Origin of the sequence: Bradyrhizobium sp. HKCCYLRH3061, assembly GCF_051168015.1 — a bacterium.
In the GTDB taxonomy this organism is placed as follows: Bacteria; Pseudomonadota; Alphaproteobacteria; order Rhizobiales; family Xanthobacteraceae; genus Bradyrhizobium.
Map to the genome: position 1 here is coordinate 608,006 of NZ_JBNPUE010000002.1, position 22,853 is coordinate 630,858.

Annotated in this window: 15 protein-coding genes; 3 read left to right on the forward strand and 12 right to left on the reverse strand. The window is 65.9% G+C overall.

All coding sequences use genetic code 11. From position 1 onward, the window contains the following. Nucleotides 1-32 precede the first annotated feature (32 nt). The 5 genes from ACQR2C_RS06730 to ACQR2C_RS06750 all read right to left on the reverse strand — a co-directional run bounded on the left by ACQR2C_RS06730 (nt 33) and on the right by ACQR2C_RS06750 (nt 9,356). The gene (locus ACQR2C_RS06730; protein WP_434880750.1) at nt 33-1,271 is read right to left on the reverse strand and encodes an efflux RND transporter periplasmic adaptor subunit; all 1,239 of its coding nucleotides are present in this window, start codon (nt 1,269-1,271) and stop codon (nt 33-35) included. 971 nt (nt 1,272-2,242) lie between these two features. Next, complete coding sequence (locus ACQR2C_RS06735; protein ID WP_434880751.1) at nt 2,243-2,971, reverse strand: hypothetical protein; 729 nt, start codon at nt 2,969-2,971, stop codon at nt 2,243-2,245. A 101-nt stretch (nt 2,972-3,072) separates the two neighbouring features. Beyond that, entirely contained in the window at nt 3,073-6,678 is a 3,606-nt protein-coding gene (locus ACQR2C_RS06740) for an error-prone DNA polymerase (protein ID WP_434880752.1), read from the reverse strand. Nucleotides 6,679-7,081: 403 nt separating this feature from the next. Continuing rightward, a complete protein-coding gene (locus ACQR2C_RS06745; RefSeq protein ID WP_434880753.1) occupies nt 7,082-8,668 on the reverse strand; it encodes a Y-family DNA polymerase in 1,587 nt (528 codons plus the stop codon). Beyond that, on the reverse strand, nt 8,568-9,356 hold the full coding sequence (locus tag ACQR2C_RS06750; protein WP_434880754.1) for an ImuA family protein: 789 nt from the start codon (nt 9,354-9,356) through the stop codon (nt 8,568-8,570). Before ACQR2C_RS06750 ends, ACQR2C_RS06745 begins: the two co-directional genes overlap by 101 nt. A 183-nt stretch (nt 9,357-9,539) precedes the next feature. Here ACQR2C_RS06750 and ACQR2C_RS06755 point away from each other — a divergent pair, with 183 nt between their 5' ends. Together ACQR2C_RS06755 and ACQR2C_RS06760 are read left to right on the forward strand one after the other, a co-directional pair. After that, complete coding sequence (locus ACQR2C_RS06755) at nt 9,540-10,778, forward strand: putative DNA modification/repair radical SAM protein (RefSeq protein ID WP_434880755.1); 1,239 nt, start codon at nt 9,540-9,542, stop codon at nt 10,776-10,778. A gap of 102 nt (nt 10,779-10,880) precedes the next feature. Then, nucleotides 10,881-12,365, forward strand: a complete 1,485-nt coding sequence (locus ACQR2C_RS06760; RefSeq protein ID WP_434880756.1) for a UdgX family uracil-DNA binding protein — start codon at nt 10,881-10,883, stop codon at nt 12,363-12,365. Between the two features lie 46 nt (nt 12,366-12,411). Here ACQR2C_RS06760 and ACQR2C_RS06765 read toward each other — a convergent pair whose 3' ends face one another. The 7 genes from ACQR2C_RS06765 to ACQR2C_RS06795 form a co-directional block, all read right to left on the reverse strand. After that, entirely contained in the window at nt 12,412-13,764 is a 1,353-nt protein-coding gene (locus ACQR2C_RS06765) for a TfuA-like protein (RefSeq protein WP_434880757.1), read from the reverse strand. Then, on the reverse strand, nt 13,761-15,053 hold the full coding sequence (locus tag ACQR2C_RS06770) for a YcaO-like family protein (RefSeq protein WP_434880758.1): 1,293 nt from the start codon (nt 15,051-15,053) through the stop codon (nt 13,761-13,763). The genes ACQR2C_RS06765 and ACQR2C_RS06770 overlap by 4 nt, the downstream gene beginning before the upstream one ends. A gap of 42 nt (nt 15,054-15,095) precedes the next feature. Further along, the gene (locus ACQR2C_RS06775) at nt 15,096-16,211 is read right to left on the reverse strand and encodes an aKG-HExxH-type peptide beta-hydroxylase (protein ID WP_434880759.1); all 1,116 of its coding nucleotides are present in this window, start codon (nt 16,209-16,211) and stop codon (nt 15,096-15,098) included. Nucleotides 16,212-16,309: 98 nt separating this feature from the next. Further along, on the reverse strand, nt 16,310-17,515 hold the full coding sequence (locus ACQR2C_RS06780; protein WP_434880760.1) for a radical SAM protein: 1,206 nt from the start codon (nt 17,513-17,515) through the stop codon (nt 16,310-16,312). Beyond that, nucleotides 17,512-18,543: an aKG-HExxH-type peptide beta-hydroxylase gene (locus tag ACQR2C_RS06785; protein ID WP_434880761.1), complete on the reverse strand. Its 1,032-nt coding sequence runs from the start codon at nt 18,541-18,543 to the stop codon at nt 17,512-17,514. Before ACQR2C_RS06785 ends, ACQR2C_RS06780 begins: the two co-directional genes overlap by 4 nt. A gap of 237 nt (nt 18,544-18,780) precedes the next feature. Beyond that, nucleotides 18,781-19,128 (reverse strand): hypothetical protein, encoded by a 348-nt coding sequence (locus ACQR2C_RS06790; RefSeq protein ID WP_434880762.1) that lies wholly within the window; start codon nt 19,126-19,128, stop codon nt 18,781-18,783. A gap of 492 nt (nt 19,129-19,620) precedes the next feature. Continuing rightward, nucleotides 19,621-20,790 (reverse strand): M20 aminoacylase family protein, encoded by a 1,170-nt coding sequence (locus ACQR2C_RS06795; protein WP_315801251.1) that lies wholly within the window; start codon nt 20,788-20,790, stop codon nt 19,621-19,623. Between the two features lie 173 nt (nt 20,791-20,963). Between ACQR2C_RS06795 and ACQR2C_RS06800 the strand changes: the two genes are divergently transcribed. After that, nucleotides 20,964-22,583 carry a GMC family oxidoreductase gene (locus ACQR2C_RS06800; protein ID WP_434880763.1) on the forward strand — a complete coding sequence of 540 codons (1,620 nt, stop codon included), beginning with the start codon at nt 20,964-20,966 and terminating at the stop codon, nt 22,581-22,583. Nucleotides 22,584-22,853: the final 270 nt, after the last annotated feature.

The following is a 22,853-nucleotide window of genomic DNA, read 5'->3' on the forward strand; positions in this document are numbered from 1 at the left end:
ACTTTCAGGACGGCAGGCAGGAGAAGCGCATGTCAGCTGCCCGAGGCTGCGCGATCGATGAAAAGGCTGCCCTTGGTGACGATCTGCTCGCCCGCGCTCAGATTGCTTTCGACCGCGACCTGGTCGCCATTGATCAAACCGGTCTTGATCTTGCGCAGCTCGATCGACTTGTCGGGACGGGCGACCCAGACGCGAACCTGGTTGCCTTCGTAGATCAGCGCCTGCCGGGGCACCGCGACGGCCGGCTGTTCACCTGGCGAATAGATCGTGACATTGGCAAACATCTCGGGCTTCAGCAGCCCGTCCTTGTTGTCGATCGTGGCGCGGACGAGCAGCCTGCGGCTCGCCGGGTCGATCGAAGCGGCGACGTAGTTGATGCTGGCCTTGAGCGGCCGGCCGGGCAGCGCCAGCACGTTGACGAGAATCTCTTCGCCCACGTTCACCAGCGCCGCGTCGCTCTCGCGGACGAAGGCGGTGAGCCAGACCGTGGAGAGATCACCGATCACGAACACCGGGTCGCTCGCGCCGGAATTGACATATTGTCCGGGGCCGACCTTGCGCTGCACGACCGTGCCGGCGATCGGCGAGTAGATGGTGATCTCGCGGTCGATCACGCCCTTGCTCTGGAAGTCGGCGATCGCGGCATCCGTGAAGCCGAGAATGCGCAGCTTGTTGCGCGCGGCCTCCAGCGCCGTTTGTGACGACCGCATGTCGTTCTGAGCCTGAACGGAGGTCGCCTCCGCCTGCTGAAAATCCTTCAGCGGGATCGCCCGGCCTTCGAACAGGTCCTTGGCCCGCTTGTACTGGATATCGGCGAGGTCGAGCGCGGACTTTGCCTTGTTCATCGCGCTGATGGCGGCGATGAAATCGTTCTGGGCCTGCACCGTGTCGGCGGCCTCGATCACGAACAGCGGCTGGCCCTGGCGCACGGTTTCGCCGGGACGGGCGAGCAGCTTGGTGACGCGGCCGGCATAGGGCGAGAAAACCGGTGTCGAGCGATCCTCGTCGACGGCAACCTTGCCCTCGGTCATGTGCTCGGCACGAAATATCTTCTCACACACCGGCTCGATCGTCAGCGTCGACCATTCCGCCGCCGACGGCGTGAAGGTGGTGCCGTTGCGTTTGGACTGGCTGGAGAGCTCGATATTGTCCTTCGCCGCCGATCGCGACTGGACCTGCATGTAGCCATAGCCGCCCGCGCCGGCCATCGCCAGGACGGCAAGGCCGATCAGCAGCCGCTTGGTGCTGAGCATCTGCGGAGATGGGTTCATGTCAGACGCCATGGCTGGTCAAATCGGCTGGTCAGGTCGGCTCGCGTGATCGGTCGACGATTCCGGCTGTGGCGGTCTCATCGCGAGGCTAATAGTGCGGAACTGGAGCTTTAAACAACCTAAAAATCGCCCCACTCGCCCCTGTTTTGCTTTAAAAATTTGAAAGTTGAACGACAGCCGTTCAGCTTGCATTCAGCTCGTTCCGGGCAATCGCGAGTTCACTGCAACGCACCATGAGCGCCTCGACGACGCGGCGGATCGCCGTGACGGTGTTGCAGGCCTGCCAGCCAACCTCTGCGGGTACGCGCCTACTCCAACGTGGCGTCCATGGTTGGGGTTTGGGCTCCAATTCGAACGGGCCCGCCATCGCGGGCGCTTCCGCCAAAAATCGACTCATGGTTTCCATGGCCCTGTGATTGGTAACGGTCCCTGGCGCGATCATCGATTACACCTCGATCAGGTGGCTGTGACACGCACATGAAGCCGCCCTCTCGCGGCGCGGATGCGTCCGAGTCTTGCCGATCGTTTCACCCTCGCGTGAAGAGGGCGCAGGGAAGGCCAGGCGCCGGCTGGCGCCTGCGGCCCGCCTGCTAACAAGAATGCAGGCGGCAGGTACCACAGGTGCAGCCGAGTTCGCCCGGCCTTCCCTGCGCAACGGTTTTCACGCTTATGGCGCGCTCTCCCCGGTGTCCGGCTTGTTAGCCACCGTCGTCCTGCGGGATCATCACCCGCGGACTTGGCGCCAGCATCGGGGCGCCAGGACCACACGCTTTCGCGTCCGCGTCATGCCGTTCGTCCACGCAGCCAGGCTACGCTGCGGCATGAACACAGCCATCGCTCCCCGCCCCGCGTGTCGTGACGATCGCGCGCTACGCCCCTTCTCGATGGAGCGGGATGCGCAGGAATAGATCACAAATTCTGAAAAAAAGAAAGTCTTTTTTTTGCGAGAGCGCGGTCGGGCCGACGGCACGTCATGCTGCCGGCGTCAGCGACCTCACCGAAAGCTCACTGCGCGCCGTCGGCTCGCTGACGTATCGCCCGATGGCTTGCGCAAGGAGCGTGGGATCCATCAGGTACTGCTGGGCCGGAATGGCGATGTGAGCTCCGAGGAGAGCTTCCGATCTGGCGATCTGCTTGAGAGCATCGACATGCTTTTCGGGCGGCGTCACCACGACGATGTCGGGTTGATGCAGCCGGATGCACAGGAAGGGATTGCGGTTCATCTCGGCCACGGCCAGCCCCGCAATGTTGTCGAACGCCACGACATAAGAAAAGCCGCGATGACCGAACGTGATCCCGGACGCGTCGAACTGGATGTAGGTGCTCGGCAGCCAGCCGACGAGCACGGCGGACAGCAGGTAGCACCCGAAGATCAGGGACGCGATCGACAGACCTCGAAACACGAGACCGTAGGACCAGCCGAACACCGTCAATATCACGCCGAGAGCTGCAAGCCAGGCTCCGAGACCGCCGATCAGCATGCGCGAGGGGCGAATGGGAACGCCGCCGGAAATCATGACCCGCTCGGCCTTCGGCGCGGAGCGCCATTTGCGCAGGATGACGCTGCCCGCGAAGACGGCGCCCGATCCGAAGAACGCGATGGTGACGATTCCGACATCGGGCTTGGAGGGCAGCATGAGCACGCCAATGACGACGAACGCCATGTTCAGCAGGAAGAGAGACCAGTCGGAGAGCTGCATGGTGAAAGCTTGGTCGCGGAGGAAAGGAACGACGAAGTGATAGCCCGACGATGAAGGCCGCAAGATGTCGTCGGCCCCGTTACGGACTGCCTCGGGAAACGTCAGTGAAAATCCCTTGAACGCGGCAGGATGCGGACGTTGCGGGGGTGGCTGACGCGCTGGGAGGGGTTTTCGGGGTGGTCTCTTCGGTCGTCGTTCAAGGGCTCGGCGGGCATCGCGCCGTGCGGGATGGCGCCGAGGCGGTCGTCGGACAGCAGCGCGAGATCGGCGGTGCGGTCGACCAGGCGCTCGGCGACGAGATGCACGACCTTCTCGGGGCTGCTCTGGATGCGGCCCTCGACCAGCACCAGGCGCGCACCCATCACCTCCTTGCGGAAGGTCTCCATCACCTTCGGCCAGACTACGATGTTGGCGATGCCGGTCTCGTCCTCCAGGGTCATGAACACGACGCCCTTGGCGCTGCCCGGTCGCTGCCGCACCAGCACCACGCCGGCGCAGCGGACTCTGCGACGGTCATTGGCATCGTTGATCTCGCGGCAGGCCAGCACGCCTTCGGCAGCGAAACGCTCACGCAGGAACTCCATCGGGTGGCCCTTCAGGGACAGGCGGATGGTCTGATAGTCCGCGACGACGTGCTCCGGCAGCGGCATCTCGGGCAGCGGCCTGGCGCCCTCGTCCGGCTGCTCGCGGGCGATGGCGGCCTCGAACAGCGGCAGCGGCACGTCGTCGGGCAGCCGGCGCACCGCCCAGAGCGCGGCGCGACGGTCGAGCCCGAGCGATCGGAACGCATCGGCATCGGCCAGCAGCAGCAGCGCGCGCTTGGGCAGAGCGGTATCGCGGGCGAAGTCTTCCAACGAGGTGAAGGGACGGCGTTGGCGCGCCTTGATGATGCGGTCGGCCCAGTCGTCCTCGCGGTCGAAGATGTCGGCTTGTGTCTCGTTATCGTTGCGGGGCGATGCGTTTGCATGCTCTCCAAATGCACCAAGCGTTTGCGAGTTGGAAACAACTCCACCCACGCCGTCATTCCGGGGCGCCCGGAGGGCGAGCCCGGAATCCATAACCACGATCGGGAGTATGGATTCCGGGCTCGCGCTGCGCGCGCCCCGGAATGACGATGGGAGAGCCTCCCCAGCACCTATTGAAGATGTTGGAGCAGGCTGCGCCTTCCTCCGCAGCGCCTCCGACAATTTCCTGATCCGTTCCTCGTCGCGGTCGATCCAGCGGAAGCCGTCGATCTGGCGGAAGCCGAGGCGAACGGCGCAGTATTCATCATTCGTGTTCTCCAGCGTGTTGTCGGCGAAGCTGTGGGACACGTCGATGTTGCGGATCTCGACGCCGTTCTTGTGGGCGTCGCCGACGATCTGGGCCGGGGCATAAAAACCCATCGGCTGCGAATTCAAGAGCGCGCAACAGAATGCATCCGGGTGGAAGCACTTCAGCCAGGACGAGACATAGACGAGCTGGGCGAAGCTCGCGGCATGGCTCTCCGGAAAGCCGTAGGAGCCAAAGCCCTTGATCTGGTCGAAGCAGCTCTTGGCGAAGGCTGGATCGTAGCCACGCGCGATCATGCTCGTGACCATCTTCTCCTCATAGGAGCCGATGGTGCCGACATTGCGGAACGTCGCCATCGCGCGGCGCAGGCCATTGGCCTCCTCCGGCGAGAACTTCGCCGCCTCGATCGCGATCCGCATCGCCTGCTCCTGGAACAGCGGCACGCCGAGCGTCTTGTGCAGCACCTTGTAGAGCTCGTCCGCCGGGCCGTGATCCGGCGACGGCGACGGATAGGTCACCTTCTCCAGCTTGTTCCGTCGGCGCAGATAGGGATGCACCATGTCGCCCTGGATCGGCCCGGGCCGGACGATCGCGACCTCGATGACGAGATCGTAGAACTCGCGGGGCTTGAGCCGCGGCAGCATGTTCATCTGCGCCCGGCTTTCGACCTGGAACACGCCGAGCGACTCGCCCTTGCACAGCATGTCGTAGACCTTGGGCACCTCACGCGGCACTGTAGCCAGCTCGTAATGAATGCCTTTATGCTGCTCGATCAGCGCAAAGCTCTTGCGGATGCAGGTCAGCATGCCCAGCGCGAGCACGTCGACCTTCATCATGCTGAGCGCGTCGACATCGTCCTTGTCCCATTCAATAAAGGTGCGGTCGTCCATCGCGGCGTTGCCGATCGGGACGTAGCTGTCGAGCCGGTCCTGCGTCAGCACGTAGCCGCCGACATGCTGCGACAGATGGCGAGGAAAGGTGATCAGCTCCCCCGCCAGTTCTACCGCGCGGCGGATCATGGGGTTGGCGGGATCGAGCCCGGCCTGGCGCACCTGCATGTCCGACAGGCCGTCGCCCCAGCTGCCCCACACGGTGTCGGCGAGCACGGAGGTCACGTCCTCGGTCAGGCCCAGCGCCTTGCCGACGTCGCGGATGGCGCTGCGCGGGCGATAATGGATGACGGTGGCGATGATCGCGGCGCGATGGCGACCATAGCGGCGATAGACATATTGCATCACCTCCTCGCGCCGCGAATGTTCGAAATCGACATCGATATCCGGCGGCTCCAGCCGCTCCTTGGAGATGAAGCGCTCGAACAACAGGTCGATCTTGGTCGGATCGACCGAGGTGATGCCGAGCACGTAGCAGACGGCGGAATTCGCCGCGGAGCCGCGGCCCTGGCACAGGATTCCCTGGCTGCGCGCGTAGCGCACGATGTCGTGGACGGTGAGGAAGTAATGCGCGTAGTTGAGCTCGGCGATCAGCGCCAGCTCCTTGTTGAGGATCGCGCGCAGCCTTTCATCGAGATGCTCGCCGAAATAGCTCTTGGCGCCGGCCCAGGTCAGGTCCTCCAGATGGCCCTGCGCCGTCTTGCCCGAAGGCACCGGCTCGTCGGGATATTGGTATTTGAGCTGGTCGAGCGAGAAGCTAATGCGATCGGTGAAGCGGATAGTCTCGGTGATCGCGTCGGGATGATCGCGGAACAGCCGCGCCATCTCGTGTCCCGGCTTGAGATGGCGCTCGGCGTTGGCCTGCAGACGGCGGCCGATGCTCTCGATCGAGGCCTTCTCGCGGATGCAGGTCAGCACGTCCTGTAGCATGCGCTGCTGCGGATGGTGATACAGCACGTCATTGGTGGCGATCAGCGGCACTTTGCTGGAAGCCGCAAGGCGCGCGAGCCGCGCCAGCCGGCGGCGGTCGTCGCCACGATACAGCAGGCTGCCGGCCAGCCACACGCCTTCGGCGGGGCTGTCCTTGAGACGGGCCAGGATTTTGCCGAGGGCGTCCTCCTCGAAGCGATGCGGCGGCATCAGCACCACGAGCTGCCCCTCGATGGACTCGAGGAGATCTTCGAAGCTCAGGCGGCAGTCGCCCTTGGCGACCTTGTCGAGATCGCTGCCACGCTTGCCGCGGGTGAGCAGCTGGCACAGCCGACCATAGGCGGCACGGTCGCGCGGATAGACCAGGATGTCCGGCGTGCCGCAGGTGAACACCAGCCGCGCGCCGTAGAGCAGTTTCGGCTTGTAGCTCAGCCGGTCGTTGTTCAGCTCGCTATAGGCGCGGACGATGCCGGCGAGCGTGTTGTGGTCGGCGATGCCGATGGCGGTGAGGCCGTATTCGGCGGCCTGATGCACGTAGGCCTGGGGATGCGAGCCGCCGTGCAGGAAGGAGAAATTGGTGGTGACGCCGATCTCGGCATAGGGGGCGAGAGTCATGGCGTGATCGCCGAGGCTGGGGCGGCGCGATGCCCATCCCTGACATTGTTAGTTTGAGTACATCTCTCGCGGCTTGCGCGGTCCTTACCTCTCCCCGCCTGCGGGGAGAGGTCGGATTGCATCGTCAGATGCAATCCGGGTGAGGGGGACTCTCCGCACGGTCGGTGGGTGTGGCCGCCCCTCACCCCAACCCTCTCCCCGTGAAGAACGGGGAGAGGGAGCGCACCGGTCGCGCTGTAAGTGCTCGGATCCAACGTCCAAGCTAGCTTCGTTCCGAAGACAACGGGCACTGCGCACGAGGATAGTCCGTCACCCCACCCCGGCTCGCATGCGCGCATGCGAGCCGACCCTCCCCCTCCAGGGGAGGGTGAGCAGCGTGGTTGCCGTGCGATCGCCCCGCCCCTCATGCGAACAGGCCGTGCATGTACCAGGCGGGCTGCACCGGCGGGCCGTTCTCCGGCTGCTCGAATTCGCGGTCATACAGGCCGTCGCGGTACAGCCAGAAGCGGAGGCCGTGCTCGTCCTCGACGCGGAAATAGTCGCGCGTCAGGCCCTGGCCGTCGGGGCGCCACCATTCCATCGCGATGCGCTCCGGGCCTTCGGCGCGCACGACCGCGTGTGCGGCGCGGCGCCAGACGAAGCGCGCGGGCGGGCCGTCGGGGACGCCGGCGATGACCTGGATGGCCTCGGGACGCGCGAACAGCCGCAACGGGCGCAGCGGCGGCTCGCCGTCGTGGCGTTCGGGCCAGGCGGCGGTGCTGGTGGTCGCAAGGTGATGCTGGGCCGGCAGCGGCAGCGCCGCGCGCTCGGGGACATGGGTGTCGACCGGCAGATGCACGACGACGCGCTTGCCGCCGATACGCGCGGCGATGCGGTCGATCAAAGCCGACAGTTCGTCATTGTCGTGGACATGGGCATCGAGATCGCGCTGCTGCTGCACCACGATCTCGCTACGGCCAGCGGCGAGCCGGATCATGTCGAAGCCGAAGCCGGGATCGAGCGGATCGTTCAAGGCCTCCAGCCGCTCGCGGAACAGCCGGTCGATGACGGCGGCGTCCGTCACCGGCTGGCCGGTGTCCACCGCGATGACGCGCACCAGGCCGTCGGTGCGGAAGAAGCAGGCCTCCAGCCGCCGCGCGCCCTTGCCCTGCTGCGCCATCGCCGCCACCAGCATCGCCGCGAGGCTGGAGAGGCTTGCCGCGATCACGGTGTCGGTCGCCACCGGCTCGGCAAAGCGCTTGTCGACGATGTAGTCCGGCGGGACTTTTCGCGGGTTGATCGGCGCATCGGCCTCGCCCAGCGCCTGCGCCAGCACACGGGTGAAGGCGGCGCCGAACCGCGCGGTGATCTCGTTGCGGCCGCGCGCGGCGACGTCGCCGATCGTCTTCAAGCCGGCGCGGCGCAGACCGAGCGTGATGGCCTCGCTGCCGCCGAGCGCGGCCACCGGCAGCGGCGCCACCGCAGCCGCCTCCTCGCCATCGGGCACGATGCGGCCATGCACCTGCCGGTTCAGCGTCCGCGCGCAGACGGCGTTTGAGGCGATCGCTGCCGACACAATGAGACCGTGCGCAGTCAGCGCATCGCAGACCGACCGCATCAGTCTGGCTTCGCCGCCGAACAGATGCACGCAGCCGGTGATGTCGAGCGACAGGCCATGCGGCGGGTCGAGCGCCACCAGCGGCGTGAAGCGGTCGCACCAGTCGGCGATGCTCTCCAGCATCTTTGCATCAGCCGCCAAATCGGCTTCGTGCGCGACGAGGTCGGGACAGACCGCGCGGGCATTCGCCAAGGGTTGGCCGAGCGACACACCGTGGCGCGCCGCCGCTTCGTCCAGCGAATGGATCAGCAGCACATTGGCATCCTTGAGGACGACCGCCTGCGGAAGGCCGTCATGCGGACCGGCGGCTCGGCTGCGCTTGATGCGATCGATGGGCAGGCGCGGCAGCCACAGGCTGAGGATCCGCCGCCGGTTCGTTGAAACGGCATGCATCGGGAGTCCACTCCATGATCCATCGTCCGGTCTGGCCGTGACGGTTGCGAATGAGCTCGGCGTCGAGCCGCGGCGCGCCCCACGCCATCCAGGGTGCTGCGAGCGGCGACGGCGCGCTGCGCACGATCCAGCGCGTCTCCGCGGTCGAGGGCTCGGGTTCGGCGGCGACGCGCAGCAGCAGCGCGGTCACGCCGGACTCCTGCGCCGTCAGGGTCAGCTTGCGGCTGGCGACGAGATCGAGCTTTTGCGTCTCGCCCCACACCTCCAGCATCACCCCGCCCAGCGCGTCGCAGGCGAGCGCGTCGGCGGCGGTGCGCAGGGCATGATCGAGATCGGGCGCGCGCACGACCACGAGACGGCACGGATCGAGGCCGAGCTCGGCGAGCCCGCTCATCGACAGCGCGCCCATCTCGCGCTCGGCGAAATCCTGCCGGATCCAGATCAGCGGCCGGCGCGCGGCGACACGCGCGGCAAGCCCGCACAGGAAGCCGGTCGCGGCCGCCGCCTGGCGGCCGGTCTCGGCGAACACCTCGTGCAGCGCGCCCGTGGCGAGGCCGCCCTGCAGCACCGCATCGGCCGTGTCATGACCGAGCGCGACCCGGCGCAAATCATGCGCGCCATCGGCCGCCTCGAGCCGGGCAATGTAGCCGCGCAGACGCGCGAGCGTATCCATGCGTGCGCCGGTCATCCGTCGCCGCTCCTTTCATCCATCGTGCGGGTGCTGCCGTTCTCTTTGTGAACGCAGGCAATGAACCCGCGACGACCCTCTTTGTTCATGATACGTTCTAATATAAAGCTAACGCGTCAAAGAGAGTCAATCGGGATTGCCCCGGATCTGATTCAGCGAGTGGAATCAAAGGGATTCAAAAGCATGGAGCTGCTGCGCAAACTGGAGATCCTGGCCGATGCCGCCAAGTACGACGCGTCCTGCGCCTCCAGCGGTACGGAGATGCGGGATTCCCGTGACGGCAAGGGGCTCGGCTCGACCTCGCCCGGGATGGGCATCTGCCATTCCTATGCGCCGGACGGGCGCTGCATCTCGCTGCTCAAGATTTTGCTGACCAACGCCTGCAACTTCGACTGCCTGTATTGCGTCAACCGCGCCTCCTCCAACGTGCTCCGCGCCCGCTTCACGGTCGACGAAGTGGTGCAGCTGACGATCGACTTCTATCGCCGCAACTACATCGAGGGGCTGTTCCTATCGTCCGGCATCATCCGCAGCCCCGACTACACGATGGAGCAGGTCGTCTCGGTCGCGCGCAAATTGCGCGAGGAGCATCGCTTCCGCGGCTACATCCATCTGAAGACAATTCCGGAGGCCGACGAGGCGCTGATCGCGGAGGCCGGAAAATATGCCGACCGGCTCAGCATCAATATCGAGACACCGCTGGAGGACAGCCTGACCAAGCTCGCGCCGGAGAAGGACCAGCGCGCGATCCGCCGCACCATGGGGCGTCTCAGGCTGAAGCTCGACGAGACGGCGGAAGCCAAGAAGACGGTGCGCCGGGCGAAGCCGCCGCGCTTTGCGCCGGCCGGCCAGAGCACGCAGATGATCGTCGGCGCCGACACGGCCAACGACCGCACGATCCTGTCGACCTCGGCCAATCTCTACGGCGCCTACAAGCTCAAGCGGGTGTATTACTCGGCCTTCAGCCCGATCCCCGATGCCAGCCGGGCGCTGCCGCTGCAGGCGCCGCCTCTGGTGCGCGAGCACCGGCTGTACCAGGCGGACTGGCTGATGCGGTTCTACGGCTTCGACGCCGACGAGATCGTCGAGGAAGGCGAAGGCATGCTGCCGCTCGACATCGATCCCAAGCTCGCCTGGGCGCTGCGCCACCGCGACCGCTTCCCGCTCGACATCAACACAGCGAGCCGCGAGGAGCTGTTGCGCGTGCCCGGCTTCGGCACCCGCACCGTGCAGCGCATCCTCGCGACCCGCCGCACCACCACGATCCGCTTTGCGGATCTCGCCCGGCTCAACGTCGTCAGGAACAAGGCGCTGCCGTTCATCGTTCTCTCAGACCACCGGCCACAGCCGTCCCTGCTCGACGGTGCCAGCCTCAGAGCCCGGCTGCGGCCGAAACCGCAGCAGCTGGGATTTGGATTTTGACGGAAGCCGTCATCGCGAGCGCAGCGACGCGCGATCCAGGGGCGACACGACGACTCTGGATTGCTTCGTCGCTTCGCTCCTCGCAATGACGTGAGGAGACAAATGCACGTCGTAACCCTCGACAGCGACACCGATTTCGACGGCTGGCGCCGGGCGGCGCGGGCGCTGGCGATGAACGACGTCAGGCCGGCGGACGTCACTTGGCGCGTCAAGGGCGCGGCGCCCGATCTGTTCGACGACCATGCTGACACCCAGCTGCCCGAGGTGCCCAAGGGCGCGTTTTCGGTGCCGACGAGCTTCATGGAGCTTGCTGAAAGCGCGATCCTGCACAGCGACCCCAGCCGCTTCACCCTGCTCTACCGGCTGCTGTGGCGTCTGCGGACCAACCACGATCTCATGGACATCGCCACCGATCCCGACGTCGCGCAGGCCAATGCGCTGGCGCGCGCGGTGCGCCGCGACGTCCACAAGATGCACGCCTTCGTCCGTTTCCGCGAGGTCGGCCGCGAGCGCGAGTCACGCTACGTCGCCTGGTTCGAGCCGGAGCATCACATCGTCGAGCGCGCCGCGCCGTTCTTCGCCCGGCGCTTCGCCGACATGCCCTGGTCGATCCTCACCCCGGAAATCTGCGCGCATTGGGACGGCAGCCACGTCTCGTTCACGCCGGGTGTGAGCAAGGCCGAAGCGCCGTCGGAAGACCGCCTCGAAGAGGTGTGGCTGCGCTATTATGCCAGCATTTTCAATCCGGCACGGCTCAAAGTGAAGGCAATGGAAAAGGAGATGCCGAAGAAATATTGGCAGAACCTGCCCGAGGCCAAGCTGATCCAGCCGCTGATCGCGGCTGCCGCCCGGCGCACCACCGAGATGATCGCCGAACCTGGCACCGAACCGCACAAGCCACAGAAGCGCGTCGAGGAGACCGCGATGACCCGTAAGCCGAAAGCCCACGCGCATGCTGCTGCTGAGACCTCACGTGATGTTGTCGCCGCCGACCTTGAGACCTTGCGTGAGGAAGCCGCGTCCTGCCGCGCCTGTCCGCTGTGGAAGGATGCGACCCAGACCGTGTTCGGCGAAGGCCCGGAGCATGCGCCGCTGATGCTGGTCGGCGAGCAGCCCGGCGACAAGGAGGACCTCGCCGGCCATCCCTTCGTCGGCCCGGCCGGCCAGATGCTCGACCGCGCGCTCGCCGAGGCCGGCATCGATCGCAGCAAGGTCTACGTCACCAATGCGGTGAAGCACTTCAAGTTCGTGCCGCGCGGCAAGATCCGGCTGCACCAGAAGCCGAACACGCCGGAGATCAAGGCCTGCCGCCAATGGTACGAGCGCGAGCTCGCCGCCGTCCGGCCCGCTTTGGTCGTGGCGCTGGGCGCCACCGCCGCGCAGTCGGTGTTCGGCAAGATCACCCAGGTCACCAAGAACCGCGGCCATGTCGTCGACCTGCCCGATGGTGTCAGGGCGATGATCACGGTGCACCCGTCCTATCTCTTGCGCCTGCCCGACGCCGACGCCAAGGCGCGTGAATACGAACTCTTCGTGCAAGACCTGAAGATCGCCGCCGCCGCGCTCAAGCGCGCCCACGCGGCATGACCGCCTCCCTGCCATCGGGCATGGCGCGCGACGCGACAACCGTCCGTCAGGATTTGCGCGAGGTGTAAACGTGCTCGCGCAGCAGGGCCTGGATCAGCGCGGCGCGATCCGGAAACCCGAGCGATCCCGCCAACTCCGCCTCGTCCTGGCCTCCGTCGTCGGGCGCTGCCGGCAGATATCTCGCCATCAGCTCGTCCTCGCTGATCCCGAAATCGGCCGGACAGCCGCGGCCATCGATCTCCGTCTGCTTCAGCACCTCGCATTTGTCGCGTGCGCGCGCCAGCAGATCCTCGAAATGGCCGTCGATCCGCGCCCAGTCGGCCAGCGCATTCAGGGCCGAGCCGTTGAGCCCCTTCCTGAACGAGCGTATGCGCGCCTCGTCCAGCATCAGTTCCAGAAACTCCGACCGGGTCAGGCCGTTGCGCGCGATCCATGCCTCCAGTTCGGCCGGGTCCATCAGAGCCCTGCTCTGGCGAAATCGGATGATCTCCGCGCTCAGCGCCTGGGCGTCGACCCTGACGCCGCGCCGCTTGGCCTCCGATGCGGCGAGAAATCGCGCGATCGCCTTGTCGGACAGGTCGCCGCCGCGCGCGGCCAGCAGCCGCAGCTCGTCCATCAATTGCGGCGTCCCGTCCGGGATGCCGGACTCGCGTTCTGCGGCCGCCGAGCGTTGTGCGTCCTGGATCAGGCCGTCCCACAACTGCGTGTGCTCGAAGGCGTACTCGACCGCCTTGGGCACCACGTCTCCGGCGAACCGGCGCCGCATCGTCCGCAGCATCTCCAGCGCGTCCTCGCGCTTCTGGTCGATGCGGTGATCCGGCAGCCAGGCCTCGAGCGCGGCGATCTCCTGCGACGTCAGGCGGCCATCGGACCGCGCGGCCTGCAGCAGCGCCGGGTAGCTGCGCTCGGGATAGAAGCTCGCCTTGCCGAGCGCCTCCAGGATCTGACGGGACGCCTCCGAGATCACGCCAGCGGCGACCGCCTTCTGCAGGGTGAAGCGGATGTTGACCAGCGGCTCGGACAGCGCGGGAAAGCCGAGCTCCGCCGGCCCGTGAATCAGGGCGACCTCGTCGTCGGCCTCGAACACGCCGTCGCGATACGCCGCGAATACCTTGCCGACGCCCTCCATGCCGAACGCGTGCAGCTCGGCCGCGCGCAGCGCGCCCATGCTGGCGCTGCCGAACACGTGGATGCCGTTGGCCATCGCCCACAGGATCTCCTTGTGCCACACCGACGGCACCTGCTCGAAATAGCCGTCGATGATCCCGATCGCCGCAGGCTTCGCCAGCGCGGCGCGATAGACGTCGCCCTGCTGCACCGGCGGGAGATACTCCGCCTCCAATTCGAGCGCGGCGTCGCGCGGATGCAGCGTCGGCCCGGTGAACACGATGCATGTCATAGCGGATGCCCCGATGGCTGGCGCCGGGAGAGCTGATCATCGGCGAAGGCCCGCGCCCTCCGCCCCGGGCTGTAGTCCGGATTCTTGTCGAAGGTCTCTAGCCCTGGAATGACGACCCTCGCCACGGGGATCTCGAACCTGCTCTTGGTGAGATCGACCGCGATCACCTGTCGGACACCGGCGGATTGCAGCCGATCGAGAACCACGGCGAGGTCGTCGTTGAACGTCTCCGAGGCCAGCGACGGCGTTTCGCGCAGGCTTCGCGTCGGCGGGCTGGTTCGCAGCAACGCCCGCTGCTCGCCGAGAAACTGCGCGGCCAGCGCCGTCTCGTCATATTCCTCGCGAAACACGTCGTCGCGCGCCCCCGCGATCAGCGTCAGCCGGCTCTGCGCCGCTTCCGTCAGCGCGCGCAGGAAGGCGATCTCCGGCGACAGATGCGCGCCCATGCCCAACGCAGCATAGAGATCCCGCCCCAGCTCCTCGTCACGATCGAAGATCAGGCACTGGCAGGCGGCGAGCCCGACATCGGAGCTGATGTCCCACGCCACCACCTCGAGGCCCGCACGCTCGCACATCTCCAGCAGCCGCCTGTTGCCTTCGTCCTGAACCGTGTCGAGCGCGATGCGCCGGCCCTGCTGCTCGTCCGGACTGCGCAGGTGCCAGAGCGTGGTCGCATCGCGCTCCACGACCTCGCAGATGCCGTGCAGCAGCGCCTCGATCAGGTGGTTGCCGGACGCCAAGCCGTTCGACGACGAGATGAAGCTGCCGGCCGGCATTTCGGGGCGCGATGTCGAGAGGTTCACCATCTCGAACGGCACCCAGACATCGGCATCCGCAATCAGATCGCGGCCTTCGATCCACAGCATCTGCAGATCCGGATGGAAGCGGCCGCCGGCGATCAGCGGCAGGTCGGCGACGTCGACCACGTCATGGTCGCGGATCAGCTCGGCATAGGTCGCAAGCTTCAACGGCAGCGTGATCGTCTCGGCGTGAAACAGCTCGATCGATTCCATCAGGCCCGACGCCTTCGCGGCGTCCAGGGTCAACCCCTTGCCCTGCGACACCGAGACCGAGCGCGAGTTCGGCCGGCAGACCATGGTGACGGGAATGCCGACCCGGTCGAGGCCGGTGACGTCGGCCACCCGCGTGATCCCCATCTCGGCGAGGTAAGGACGCACCCGCTCCACCGTCTGCGACGGCGGCACCGACCGCTGCGTTCCCGATCGAAAGCTCTTCTGGACCGGATGCGCGGCCAGACGATCCCGATGCAGTGCCGTTCCACTCCCCATCCGCAGCCTCCGCACTCAACCGTCACCGACGTCGTCGTCGCGTCAGCCTGCATGGCGGACATCGGCGAAAGCGCCGACGACGACGTTCTGCATCTCCTCGATGGTCTTCTGCACATCGGCGTCGACCACCGACGTGAACCCCGCGATGCTGTCGAGCAGCGGCTGCTTGCAGAAGCCGCGCAGGCAGAGCTGGATGCGCTTGATTGCGACGCCCTGCTCGAACGCGCCGGACTGCATCGCCCGGCTCCAGAAATGCAGCAGGCCGTACCAGACGAAACAGGCCTGCAGGAACGACGGAAACGGCAGCCGGCTGCCGCTCCAGGGCGAGGTGATGCGCGGCAGCGACCCTTTCGCCGTCGAATCGAGAAACCAGGGCTGTTCCTGCTCCTGCATGTAGAGCAGCGCGTGGATGCCCTCATGGACCAGAGCATCGGCGACGTGGGATTCGTCGATCTCGGGAAGATGCGGATTGGCGAGGAAGGTGCGGCCGATGTAGTAGCCGTTCGACCCCGACGAGAAGCTGCCCGGGCTCTCCGGATCCTTCTGCAGGATGAGCGCGATGTTGAAGCGGGCGACGAAACGGGGAAGCCCCGCCTCGGTCCGTTCGAGCGCCGCCCGCGACCGGCGCAGCAGATCGTGCAGCCGGTCGATTTCGCTGTCCGAGAACGGCGGGCGCGGCGGCGGGACCAGCCGGTCCTGGCCGGACAGGTCCACCCTGAGCGCATGCGGGCTGCCGTAATCGGTCACCGGCATGCCCTCGACCTGGGGCCAGATGCAGGCGCCGTCACGCAGATAGCCGCGGTCGCCGAGCGCGGTCCACACGTCCCGGTCGGCGGCGACGTCGAGCTCCTGGCGCAACGCCTCGGCCACGAACGCATCGCGCAGAAATCGTCCCTTGTCCTCGGCGTGCCGGCCCGGCGCCGACAACAGACGGAACGAGGTCTCGGGAGCATCGAGAACCCGCATGAAGCCATCGTCCGCGACGCGATCCATCATGCTGCGCAGCTCGTCCCCGCCCGCGGGATCGTTCCGGCAGATCTCGCCCAGGGCCTCGCCCAGCTTCTGCGCGAGCCGGTCGCCATAGGTGGCAAGCACGCCGTCGCACACCGCGTCGTAATCGTCCCAGCGCAGAACATCGGGCATCCGGGTGATCGTCATCGTGCGCACTCCTTCCGCTTCCGCATTCCACTCTCCGCCCCGCGGCCATGCCGCAGGGTCGGCGCGATCGCTCATAAGACGGCGATCAAGGTCCCGCCTCAGCCGATGGCCGGCAACTCCTGCTGCAGCCCCACCGCCCGCTGCAGCGCCATGTCGATGAAATGGGCCCGGCGGAGCTTCGTTTCTTCCACCGACGTCCCCAGCCGTTCACGGACATGATCGAACAGTTTCAGGAGATCGGCGCACCACACCGTCGGATTGTTGAAGCCGGTCTGCGACGCATAGCGATGCGGAAGATAGCCGCCGGCACAGGTGTCGCGCTCGCGGCAGGCGCGGCAGCCGTCGGGCAGCGGCAGGCCCTCGAACACCGCCGCGCGGTGAAACGCGCCGGCGTGCTGGACGTCCATGAAGTCGGAGGTCCGCACATTCAGGCCGGTGCGCGCGGCACCGTCGTAGCAGACCCGCAGCACATCCAGCCCTTCGATCTCGCCATCGGTGTTGACGAACAGGAAGGTCAGCGGCTGGTTGCCGAGCATGTCGATGCGGCTCTCGCCGCCCTGAACCAGCCAGGCGATGTTCCAGAAAATCTTGATCCGGAGATCCAGCGTGCCCTCCCGCCACCAATCCTCGAAGATCGGGATCAGGAAATCGGCACAGGGTGTCGGCCCATAACGGTCGCGAACCGCCGTGATGCTGTCATGGGTGAAATCCGGCAGCAGATAGTCGATGGAGGCCGGTCCCAGGCTCGTCAGATGACGATGCACCGCGGCGCCGCTGGCCCCGAGCTGGATCACCGACAGGAAGCGCAGCGGAATTCCGGCGCGGCGCAGCACCGAAAGGCCCTGCTCGACATCGCGATAGGAGCCCCGCCCGGCATGATCGACGCGCAGGGCATCATGCACCTCCGGCGTGCCGTCGATGCTGATCCCGAGATCGATGTCGAACCTCTTGATGATCTCGGCCCAGCCGTCGTCGAGCAGCGTGCCGTTGGTCTGCATGCAGAGCTGCACTCGCGCGACGCCCGCCAGCCCGTCCTTGATCTTCTGGCACCAGGAGCTGAACCGCTCATGCTTCACCAGGCACGGCTCGCCGCCATGAAACGTGATCGTCAGATAGGTCTGGCCTGTGGCCAGGCAATGACGGCGGATGCGATCGATCGCGATCTCGACGACCTCATCGTCCATGATCGCGGGGCGTTCTTTCCAGGTGCTGTCGCCCTTGTTGTAGACGTAGCAATAGGAGCAGTTCAGATTGCAGCGCGACGCGACCTTGAACACGAAGTGAAGATGCGGACCGTCCTTCATTGGTAGGCAATCTCGGCGGTGCGATCGACGAAGACGCGGCCGTCCTCGGTCAGGAACTGTCGCGCATCACCCAATACGACCTGCGCCTCCTTGAGCTTGGTCAGCATGTTGGCAAGCTCGGCATCGTACTCGGCCGATCCGCCAAACCCCTGCTTCTCGGCCTCGCGATAGAAGGCGCAGATGTAGGCGATGGCGTGAAACGCCAGCAGGATCCCGCGCAGGGGCCGCGGCTCCGGCCGCAGCGGCGATGCGTAGCGGCCCTGGTGCTGCGGATCCACCAGAGGGCCAGAGGCCTCCGCCATGAACAGATGCAGATGCGCGGATTCGTGGACGATGGCCTCCATCACCTGCATCAGCCCGCCGAACAGGTCGGCATAGACCATGCCGGGCACATCGGCCTGCGATCCGCTGCGGAAATAGGATCGCTCGCTGCTGCGCAAGGGAATCAGGACGCGCGTCACATCGGACACCCACTTCACGCACTCGGGAAACTTCTTTGCGGCGGTCACGAGGATCTCGAGCGCGTTCGTCACCTCGCGCGTCATCCGGGCCTGCTCGTCGGCCGAGAGATCGGCGTGCTCGACCCAGGTATCGGGGATCGGAAATCCCAGCGAGTGGCACCCCACATCGACCGATATGTCGTAGGGCCACTCCTTCATCGGAAGCAGCCCGGCCAGTTCATTCAAGTCATACGTGCCGGCCTCGATCCGGTAGCCTCCGACTGGAGACCATAAGGTCAGCGGCTGCGGTGCGGTCAGCGACGTGGACGCCGTCGGCGCATTGGCGGCCGTCCAGATCGCGACCTGCAGATCGCGCTGCGGACTCTTGTCGTGCCCCTCATAGGTGATGGAGTTCATGCAAGGATGGCGAAGCCAATCCGCTTCGCGCGCATTGGCTTCGATGAGCGACGCCTTGAGCGGCTCGCCATCGAGGCCGAGGCGGTCCTCCGGTTGCCATCTCAGGATCTTGTCGTTGAATTTCTCATGCCAGGCAGATTTCGACGGTCGCCAGGTCCACGCGTCAGTCATGATCGAGCATGCCTCCGGAAATACGCCAACGAAGCCAGCCGCGAGCTTTCCCGCCGTGGGGCAGGACCGCAACCGAATCCGGTATCAAGAGCAGCTATCAGGAAATCTCACGCACACGACGGCGACCATATCCGTCATATGCCATGGCGAGGCGCGGGCGGGCCAAGACCGATCACATCGGCAAGATCCGACACGGCAGGCCCGCTTCGCTTGGTCTGAGCCGAACGATCGATCCGTTCACCTGGTCGATTTCGTCGCAGACGGTGCCTGGGACACGTTGAACTGCCCCTTGAGGTCCTTCACGGCCCGCACCTGCGTGAGGCGCTCCGCAAGAGCCCCCAAGACCGCCGGATCGTTGGCGATTTCGCGTTCCATCTCGTCCGGTCGCTCCATCGCCGCGAGACGGCTGAAGACGATGCCGCGCGAAAACGGGTTGGTCTTGCTGAAGATCGCTCCGCGCGAGAATGGAACGCCTTCCGCCATGATGTCGATCTTCAGAGAGGCACGTGCAATCTCTGAATCTACTACGGATTTCAACGCAAGATCGACCTTCTTGCGCATTTCCGCCGGATCGCGATCAGCCATTCCTAAAACTCCCAGTCGGTTGAGAACCGCCATTCATTCAGAAAGGAAATAGCAACGTCCCGGTACAAGTCCTGTGACCTCGCGCCCTGAACTCACAGATCCTGGAACATTCGTCTTGGAACACAGACAGATCTTGCAACGATGTAGCTGTGCTAACCACTTCGCTCAGGCCGTCCACACTCGGCCAGTCGCCGAAGTCGGAAAAAACTAACATGAAGCTATTTGAGTCACAATAGAGTAGTCGGGTCGATACACCTGCTGATTGCTTACATGGAGGACATGCTGCGATCGCCTCATATGCCTGCAACGGCTGCGCATGACGCGTGCCTTGCGCCTGCAAACATCATCGCAAGGCATATCGTCGCACCTCGCTCCACCGCAGCGCACGCGCAGCCATCTCGCGAAGGTCATGAACCCCAACGTGCATAGGGCAAGCAAAAGGCCCGCGCTCACCGCGCCGGCCCGTCACATTCCCATGCGCGATGACGAGCCTCACGCCGCCAGCGTGTTCTCCACCACCTTGATGAAGAACGACGTTCCGTAGACGATCGCCTCGTCGTTGAAATTGTACGCGGGGTGATGCAGGCCGGCGCTGTCGCCATTGCCGACGAAGATGAAGGCGCCCGGACGCGCCTCGAGCATGTAGGCGAAGTCCTCGCCGCCCATCATCGGCGGCATTTCGTGGACGTTGGCGTCGCCCGCGACCTCCTTGGCGGCGCGGATCGCGATCTCGGTCTGCTCGGCGTGATTGATCACAACGGGATAGCCGCGCGCATAGTTCAGGTCGATCCTGGCGCCGGTCATCTGGGCGACGCCGGTCACGACCTCGCGCACCCGCTTCTCCATCAGCTCACGCACCTTCGGCGTCAGCGTCCGCACGGTGCCGCGCAGCACCGCGCTCTGCGGAATCACGTTGCGGGCATTGCCGGCGTGGAACTCGCAGATCGACAGCACCGCGGCCTCCAGCGGATCGACGCTGCGCGACACGATCTGCTGCAGCGCGGTGACGAGCTGGGCGCCGACCAGGAGCGAGTCGATGCAATTGTGCGGCTTGGCGGCATGACCGCCATGACCCTCGATGGTGATGTCGATCGCGTCGGTCGACGCCATCAGCGCCCCCTGGCGGATGGCGAAGGCGCCGACCGGCAGGCCGGGCCCGTTGTGCATGCCGTAGACCTGGTCGATCTTGAAACGGTCGATCAGGCCGTCCTTGATCATCGCGTCCGCACCACCGCCGCCCTCCTCGGCCGGCTGGAAGATCACCGCGACCTCGCCGGCGAAGTTGCGGGTCTCCGCCAGATAGCGCGCGGCGCCGAGCAGCATCGCCGTATGGCCGTCATGGCCGCAGGCATGCATCATGCCCGGGGTCTTCGAGGCATAGGGCAGTCCGGTCGCCTCCACGATCGGCAGCGCGTCCATGTCGGCGCGCAGTCCGAGCACCTTCACCTCGCCATGGCCGGGCTTGCGGCCCTTGATGACCCCGACGACGCCAGTTTGGCCGAGGCCGGTCACGACCTCGTCACAGCCGAACTCGCGCAGCCGATCCGCGACGAAGGCCGCCGTCCGATGCACGTCGTAGAGCAGCTCCGGATGCGAATGGATATCCCGCCTCCAGGCCTGGATATCGGGCTGCAGATCGGCGACGCGGTTGACGATGGGCATGGGGAATCTCGTAACTCCGGTGGGACTTTGCGCCTGTTTAGCATGCAAAAGTCGCACCGCCCAAGATAAGGGCTGCGCCCGTCTCATGGCTCGGTCAACCAGCCATGAACGTGGCGCTTGTCCGGGCCGGTCCGGGCTGACTAAAAGCTCGCAACGATGGGAAGGGAATGCCGATGCCGAGACAGCTCGAGGGGGATTACGACTATATCGTGGTGGGCGCCGGCACCGCCGGCTGCATCCTCGCCAACCGGCTGTCGGCCGATCCCAAGGCCCGCGTCCTGATTCTCGAGGCAGGCGGCAACGACAACTGGATCTGGTTCCATATTCCGGTCGGCTACCTCTTCGCGATCGGCAATCCGCGCTCCGACTGGATGTTTCGCACCGAGGCCGAGCCGGGCCTCAATGGCCGCTCGCTGGCCTACCCCCGCGGCAAGGTGATCGGCGGCTGCTCGGCGATCAACGCCATGATCTCGATGCGCGGCCAGGCCGCCGACTACGACCATTGGCGCCAGCTCGGCCTCGGCGGCTGGAGCTATGCCGACGTGCTGCCGGTATTCAGGAGGCTGGAGGATCATTTTCTCGGCGAAAGCGAACACCATGGCGTCGGCGGCGGCTGGCGGATCGAGGCGCCCCGGCTGTCCTGGGCAGTGCTCGACGCGGTCGGTGACGCCGCCGAGCAGATGGGGCTGCGCCGCATCCCCGACTTCAACACCGGCGACAATGAAGGCATCAGCTATTTCCACGTCAACCAGAAGCGCGGCCGGCGCTGGTCGTCCGCGCGGGGCTTCCTCAAGCCGGCGCTGAGCCGGCCGAACCTGCGGCTGGAAACGCAGGTGATGGTGGATCGCCTGATCATCGAGAACGGCCGCGCCGCCGGCGTGCGCTTCCGGCAAAACGGCGAGACCATCGAGGCCCGCACCAGGGGCGAGGTCATCCTCAGCGCCGGCTCGATCGGCTCGGTGCAGGTGCTGCAGCGCTCGGGCATCGGCCCGGCCGAGTGGCTCGGCGCGCTCGGCATCGACCTTGTCCTCGACAGACCGGGCGTGGGACGCAACCTGCAGGACCATCTGCAGCAGCGCGCGATCTACAAGGTCACGGGCGTGAAGACGCTGAACGAGACCTACTACTCGCTGGTCCGCCGCGGCCTGATGGGTCTCGACTACGCGTTCCGGCGCCGCGGGCCGCTGACCATGGCGCCGTCGCAGCTCGGCATCTTCACGCGCTCGGATGCGACGCGCGACCGCGCCAACATCCAATTCCACGTGCAGCCGCTGTCGCTCGACAAGTTCGGCGATCCCCTGCATCGCTTTCCCGCGATCACGGTCAGCGCCTGCAATTTGCGTCCGACCTCGCGCGGCAGCGTCCGCATCCGCTCCGCAGCAATCGATGAAGCGCCATCGATCGCGCCGAACTATCTGGCGACCGAGGACGACCGCCAGGTCGCGGCCGACGCCATCCGCGTCACCCGCCGGCTGATGAAACAGAATGCGCTCGCCGCCTACAGGCCGGAAGAATATCTGCCCGGCCCATCGGTCGGCGATGACGACGCGGCGCTCGCCAAGGCCGCCGGCGACATCGGCACCACCATCTTCCACCCCGTAGGCACGGCGAAGATGGGCTCCCCCGATGATCCGATGGCCGTGGTCGACGAGCGGCTGCGCTTCCGCGGCATCGACCGCCTGCGCATCGCCGACGCCTCGATCATGCCGACCATCACCTCGGGCAACACCAACACGCCGACCGCGATGATCGCAGAGAAGGCGGCGATGATGATCCTGGAGGATGGGCGGTGAAGCGCGCGCATGCGATCCCGCTCGTTTTGCGCCGAACTCGCGCGCGCAATTCTCACCATCGGCATCGATGGCGTTGACACAGGGCGCTGTACGATACAGCGCCCTCTCCCCTTGTGAGAGAAGGCATCTTCGGCCTATCCACGCGCGCGGTTGGGTGAGGGTATATCTCCATTGGCGCTAACTTACCAAATTAGCGCTTGGTATTCTCGTTTTCTTGGCGGCTCTTGGAGATGGCGTTGAATGTTCCGCGCAGCGGCCTGCAACGTTTGC